Consider the following 5883-nt stretch of genomic DNA (forward strand, 5'->3'; position numbering starts at 1 on the left):
CCGTGTCCCCGCGCGCGTGCTACCAGATCGTTACATCCGCGCTACCCGAAGCCCCGTCTTAACAATCCCGCCCCGAGCCGAGTGGGGTTCCTCCGCGAGCTCTGCATCGAGCACGGGATCCTCTCCCCCGTCCATCTCGACATCGAAAGGTTCCAAGCCTGGCTGGCACGGAAGGCCGCGCTCGCGCACCCGGACGATGCACGATTGATCATCCAATATGGCCGCTGGGTCCACCTCAACCGCATGAACTATCTCGCCGAGACCGGCCAGCTGAAGAAAGGCACGTTCCTCTCCGCTAAACAATCCACCACCGTCGCGCTCGAGTTCCTCGCCTACCTCCGCGCGCAACACACCACCCCGGCGGGCTGTCGGCAAGCGCACATCGACGGCTGGCTCACCGGCGGCCCCACCACACGAAGCCTGGCCCGCGGATTCATCCGCTGGGCCATGAAACATGGCCACCTCCCCGTCATCGAGATCCCCTACCGGCTCGCGAAGACCACCCCTGTCATCACCCAACAACAGCGCCTCGCGCACATCCAGCAGCTCCTCGTCCCCGCAACATCCCTGCGCCCGCTCGAGCGCACTGCAGCACTGCTGCTCCTGATCCACGGGCAACCATTGGCGCGGATCGCGCGCATGCAGCTCGATCAGCTCCGCATCGACGGCCACGGGATCACCATCCGGTTCGCCGCCGAGCACCTGCGCATCCCCGAGCCCTTCGCGAGCGTCGTCCACGCGCGCATCGAGGACCTCCCCAACCTGAAACACCGCAGCCCACCGAGACAACCGCTGGCTCTTCCCCGGTGGCCGCCCCGGCCAGCCCATCCACCAGGGCACGCTGATGAGCCTGCTCCGCGACGCCGGCATCGATCTCCGCGGCACCAAGAACGCCGCCCTCCGCGAGCTCGTCCTCCAGATGCCCGCACCCATCGTCGCAGACTCGTTCAACTACAGCTACACGGTCACAGAGCAACATCGCCGCAACGCCGGCGCCCAGTTCATCGACTACCTCACCAACGCACGCAACCATAAAGCAGCCCGGCCGTGCGCATGCCCCGACTGCTCTTGCACCGACGAAGCCGACATGGGCGCACCCGACGACCGAATCTACGGATGCTGCCTCGCTGACTGCCCCTACGCCCATTCACCAACCGCCTAAGCCTCACGCAAGCGGCCCACCGCCTGGCCCGCGATCAATAACGGACGCTGATGAGGAACTCATCGACGTTAGGCAGATGCGCGTGAATGCTCGCCTCGGCCTGCTCGCGGACATCGGCATGCTCGGCAACCGCAGTGATGATCGCGTCGCCTTCGAGACGGTGGCCGACCCAACGCAGCCGAACCCGCTCCACGCGTTCGATGCCGTCGACATGCTCCAAGGCGTGCTCTGCGCGGTCAAGGAGATCGGGTTCGATCGCGTCCATGAGACGGCGCCCGATGGAGCGGATCGTTCCGAGCAGCAGAATGAAGATCGCAATCGAGATGACGATGCCGACGATCGGATCGGCGAGCGGGAACCCGAGCAGGACCCCGACCCCGCCGATCACGACCGCGAGGGACGTGAACCCATCGGTTCGAGCATGGACCCCGTCAGCGACAAGAGCCGCGGAGCCGATTCGACGGCCGATGCGGATCCGATAGATCGCGACGGCCTCATTTCCCGCGAAGCCGATAATGCCCGCGGCGATCACCCACCACACGTTCTGCAGCGGCTGCGGATGCAGCAACCGGTCGACAGATTGCCAGGCCGCGACCACCGCGGACAGCAGCACCACGAAGACGATGAACAAGCCCGCGAGGTCCTCGGCACGGCCGAACCCATACGTGTATCGGCGTGTCGCAACGCGGCGGCCGAGGACGAACGCGACCCACAGCGGGATCGCGGTGAGCGCGTCAGAGAAGTTATGCACCGTGTCTGCCAGCAAGGCCACCGACCCGCTGAGGAAGAACACCACCGCCTGCAGGATCGTCGTGACGAGCAGGATCACCATGCTGATGATCAGAGCGCGCACGCCCTCGTGACTGGCCTCCATCGCATCATCGATCGAGTCCGCCGCGTCATGGGTATGCGGCACAAACAGCCCATACAGAAAGCCCTTGAACCCGGTCGGTTGGTCGTGGTCGTGGTCGTGGTCGTGGTCATGATCGTGAGCGCTGTGGTCGTGGCCGTGAGCGAGATGATCGTGCGGGTGGCTCATCGGGCATCCTGATCGAGGTGGTGGTGACGGGGGGGCCCGCCGAGGGAATGCTCGGCCTGGAAGATCGCATCGGCCACGAGACGGGACGCGTGCTCGTTCTCGAGCCGGTAAAACACCCGCTGCCCCTCCTGGCGGGTCGAGACGATCCGGGCCAGACGCAGCTTCGCCAGGTGCTGGGACACCGCAGTCGGCGACTTGTCGACCATGTCGGCGAGATGGTTCACGGACAGTTCGCCAGCCTCCTGCAGCGCGAGGATGACCCTCACGCGGGTCGCGTCAGCGAGCATCGCGAACACCTCAACCGCGAGCTCCACATACGGGCTCTCGGTCGAATACCCACACTGCTGCTTATCTGCACTCATACGCAGATACATTACGCTGGTTCCGTGAGCGACAAGACCAACCCCACCACCGCGGCCACACGAACACCGCGCTGGAGCCAGCGTCGCCGAGTGACGATCGTGCTCTGCCTCAACGCGGCACTCATCCTCGGCCTCGTGATCGTCGGGGTGGTCGCGAACTCGGTGAGCGTGCTCGCCGCCGCTGGCGACACCATCGCAGACTGCCTCGCCCTGATCCTCGGCCTCATCGCGATCGCTCTGCGCGACCGGGACCCGAATCACCCGCACGCGCACCGACCGATCGCGATCGCCGCGCTGATCAACGCAACCCTGCTCCTCGTGGTCACCGTCGCGGTGGTCTTTGAGGCGGTTTCGCGGTTGCGCGAAGGGTCCCCGCCGATCGAGGGACTGCCCGTCGTGATCGTCGCGCTGATCACGCTCGTCGTGATGTTGACCGGCGCGTTCGTACTTGGCTTCTCTGCCGGCAATGAGGACCTACACATGCGCTCCGTGCTCCTCGACGCCCTCGCTGATGCCGCAATCGCGGCCGCGATCGTCATCGCCGGCCTGATCATCCTCGCCACCGATGGGCTCTACTGGCTCGACCCGATCCTCGCCCTCGCAGTCTCCGCGCTCATCGCAGTCGCAGCCGTCCGATTGATCAGCAAGGCCATCGCGGCCCTGCGCGGCAAGGACGTCGACTTCGACGACGGCTGACGCAAGCGCGATGAAGTCTCCAGCCCGACAGCCCGAGATGCTTCCCCCACTCGACAGCTGTCGGCGAACCACCGAGGGAGAATACGCCGCTCAGCAATACGCACCCACACCACTATGAGGATCACCCGATGCGTGCGCCGCGGGTGGGCCACACGACGTGCGCGACCGAGATCGAGAAGATGGACCACGCTGCGAGCAGTGCCCACCCATCGGGGCCGCGCGCGAGGTAGCCGTGCGATCGCCACCACGACCGGAGGCTGGGTATGAGGCGGATCGGGAGTCCGAGCACCATGGCTGCGATGATTGATACCACCGCAACGATGAGCGCCAGAATAGGCCACCCGATCAAGCTCAGTATCCCGTCGTATGACATCGCGGAGCCAAAGATGAGCGCGAGCGCCGCCGCGAAGAGTACCGCGCCGCCGGCGAAGAAGTGGTGCACCGTGAGAGCGAAGCGCGACGACGATGTGCGCGCGGTTCTGGGCGAGACGGCATCCGCTCCCCTCACCGCGCGGCGGCGTGCGCGCGCTCTACGACGATTGCAGGCGCTGGGTGTCGTCTCCGCGCCCGCGCGGTCCTGAGCGCTTCCTCGACAGCGACGGCCGCATCGATCGCTACCCCGCACAGGCCGCTGGTCGTCTCGCGGTCCTGCGGCACGTCGCCGGGCGCGCCTTCTCCCCCGACACCGTCCTGCGCGAGCGCGACGTCAACGAGCAGCTAGAGCCAGACGCGCCGAACGGCGACGTCGCCGTGCTTCGGCGTTACCTGGTCGATCACGGGCTCCTTCGCCGCACGGCATCCGGGTCCGAACACGTGCGAACGCACGAGTAGCGTGGAGGGGTGACTACGACCCGCCCCTCTCCTGCGTCAGCCGGACCGGACTACCGGGCATGGATCATCTGGGGAGTCGGTGTCGCTGCCTACATGCTCGCGGTGATCAATCGCAGCTCGCTCTCGGCCGTGGGGGTCGATACCGCCCAGCGCTTCGGAGCGGATGCCGCGACGCTGTCGATGTTCGCCGTCGTCCAGCTGGCCGTCTACGGCGGCATGCAGATTCCGATCGGGCTCTTCCTCGACCGCTACGGCGCCCGCCCCATCATGACCATCGGGATGCTGCTGATGGCAGCCGGGCAGCTCACCCTCGCCTTCTCCCCCAGCGTCGGCGTCGCGATCTTCGCCCGCATGCTGCTGGGTGCCGGGGACGCCGCGGTCTTCCCCGGCGTGCTCCGTCTGGTCGCCGTGTGGTTCCCCGCGCAGCGCGGTCCGCTGATGAGTCAGCTGACGGGTCTCGTCGGCCAAGCCGGACAGCTCCTGGCGCTGGCCCCGCTCGCGGCGATGCTCCATGCGACCAGCTGGGAGATCGTGTTCGGCGGCATCGCCGGACTCTGTGTGTTGTTCGGCATCCTGGTGTGGGCGGTGATCCGCAACCACCCGCCCCAGCTGCGAGCGGACGTCTCCGTCGACACGAACACCGGCGCGATCCGGGTCGTGCGTTCGTCGATGGACACCGGCGTCGGCATCCGCGCCGCCTGGGCGCACCCGGGAACCCGCCTCGCGTTCTGGTCGCACTTCACGGCGCCGTTCGCCGGCACCGCGTTCGTGCTGCTCTGGGGAACGCCGTTCCTCACCGCCGGCGAGGGACTCAGCCTCGCGCAAGCCGCGGGCGTGCTGTCGACCTATGTCGTGGTGGGAATGGCCCTCGGACCGGTCATGGGCGACATCTCTCGCCGCATTCCCCACCTGCGCTCGCGGGCGCTGGTGCTTCCGGCCGTGGGCACCCAGTTCGTCGCGTGGACAGTGGTGATCGCGTGGCCCGGGCCTGCGCCGCTGTGGCTGCTGTACGGGCTCGCCGTGTCGCTGGCGATGGGTGGACCCGCCTCGATGATCGCTTTCGATCACGCGCGCACCCACAACCCCGCCCACCGCCTGAGCACCGCGACGGGAATCACGAACGTCGGCGGCTTCCTCGCCGCGCTGGTCGCGATCTTCGCGATCGGGATCGCCCTCGACCTACAGGGCGCCGGCACGCCGGAGACCTACCGACTCGATGCGTTTCGGTTGGCGTTCCTCGCACAGGTTCCGCTCTGGGCGCTCGGCTGGACATTCATCGTGATCGAGCGGCGCAAGACGCGGGTCCTGCTGGGGATGGACCCGCCGCGCCGACCGCGCGCCGAGTGATCGGCGTGCGCGGCCGGCGCGCGGGAATCAGACCGTTCCGTCGCCCGAGGTGCGGGACTCGGTCTGCGTGATCCGCTCGCCCACACCGGGCTCGACGGTCCGCGTGACCTGCTGCGTGGAGCGACGTCGCAGCATGAGGACGAGTCCGATGACGAAGATGAGCACGCCCGCGCCCATCAGGATGTAGCCGATCATGTCGAGGTTCACGTAGGGGACGTCGACGTTGACGGCGAACACGAGGATCGCTCCGATGACGAACAGTGCGATTCCGGCTCCGATGCTCATGAGTGCGTCTCCTTGTTCGGGGATGGGACGTCCTCATGGTGGCGGAACCCACGACGCTCGCCCATGCCCTTGACAGGCTCGGCTCCCGACGGCTAGTTGTACTTCCCCGGGAGGTTGTGAACGGGTGAGGTAGGCGAAGACCTCCGGGCAGGATGTGGGTT

At 67.1% G+C, this 5883-nt stretch carries 9 protein-coding genes; 4 read left to right on the forward strand and 5 right to left on the reverse strand.

All coding sequences use genetic code 11. The annotated features are described in order from the left end of the window. Positions 1 to 30: 30 nt before the first annotated feature. Positions 31 to 738 carry a hypothetical protein gene (locus tag AS96_RS14805; RefSeq protein ID WP_155947612.1) on the reverse strand — a complete coding sequence of 236 codons (708 nt, stop codon included), beginning with the start codon at positions 736 to 738 and terminating at the stop codon, positions 31 to 33. Between the two features lie 106 nt (positions 739 to 844). Between AS96_RS14805 and AS96_RS14810 the strand changes: the two genes are divergently transcribed. Next, entirely contained in the window at positions 845 to 1162 is a 318-nt protein-coding gene (locus AS96_RS14810; protein WP_051498913.1) for a hypothetical protein, read from the forward strand. Between the two features lie 34 nt (positions 1163 to 1196). Here the strand turns inward: AS96_RS14810 and AS96_RS14380 are convergent, their stop codons facing one another. Next, entirely contained in the window at positions 1197 to 2201 is a 1005-nt protein-coding gene (locus AS96_RS14380; protein WP_036291260.1) for a cation diffusion facilitator family transporter, read from the reverse strand. Continuing rightward, positions 2198 to 2563 carry an ArsR/SmtB family transcription factor gene (locus tag AS96_RS14385; protein ID WP_197017321.1) on the reverse strand — a complete coding sequence of 122 codons (366 nt, stop codon included), beginning with the start codon at positions 2561 to 2563 and terminating at the stop codon, positions 2198 to 2200. Before AS96_RS14385 ends, AS96_RS14380 begins: the two co-directional genes overlap by 4 nt. A gap of 24 nt (positions 2564 to 2587) precedes the next feature. Between AS96_RS14385 and AS96_RS14390 the strand changes: the two genes are divergently transcribed. Further along, positions 2588 to 3259 (forward strand): cation diffusion facilitator family transporter, encoded by a 672-nt coding sequence (locus AS96_RS14390; RefSeq protein ID WP_197017322.1) that lies wholly within the window; start codon positions 2588 to 2590, stop codon positions 3257 to 3259. 121 nt (positions 3260 to 3380) lie between these two features. Here the strand turns inward: AS96_RS14390 and AS96_RS14395 are convergent, their stop codons facing one another. Beyond that, positions 3381 to 3701 (reverse strand): hypothetical protein, encoded by a 321-nt coding sequence (locus AS96_RS14395; RefSeq protein WP_036291262.1) that lies wholly within the window; start codon positions 3699 to 3701, stop codon positions 3381 to 3383. A 110-nt stretch (positions 3702 to 3811) separates the two neighbouring features. On the opposite strand from AS96_RS14395, the gene AS96_RS14400 reads away from it, so the two are divergent. Continuing rightward, complete coding sequence (locus AS96_RS14400) at positions 3812 to 4090, forward strand: DUF2087 domain-containing protein (protein ID WP_051498915.1); 279 nt, start codon at positions 3812 to 3814, stop codon at positions 4088 to 4090. A 93-nt stretch (positions 4091 to 4183) separates the two neighbouring features. Next, positions 4184 to 5437, forward strand: coding sequence for an MFS transporter (locus AS96_RS14405; RefSeq protein WP_442921713.1), 1254 nt, complete (start codon positions 4184 to 4186; stop codon positions 5435 to 5437). 27 nt (positions 5438 to 5464) lie between these two features. Here the strand turns inward: AS96_RS14405 and AS96_RS14410 are convergent, their stop codons facing one another. Further along, positions 5465 to 5722 (reverse strand): DUF6458 family protein, encoded by a 258-nt coding sequence (locus AS96_RS14410; protein WP_036291267.1) that lies wholly within the window; start codon positions 5720 to 5722, stop codon positions 5465 to 5467. Positions 5723 to 5883: the final 161 nt, after the last annotated feature.

It is taken from the genome of Microbacterium sp. MRS-1, from assembly GCF_000585455.1.
Taxonomy (GTDB): domain Bacteria; phylum Actinomycetota; class Actinomycetes; order Actinomycetales; family Microbacteriaceae; genus Microbacterium; species Microbacterium laevaniformans.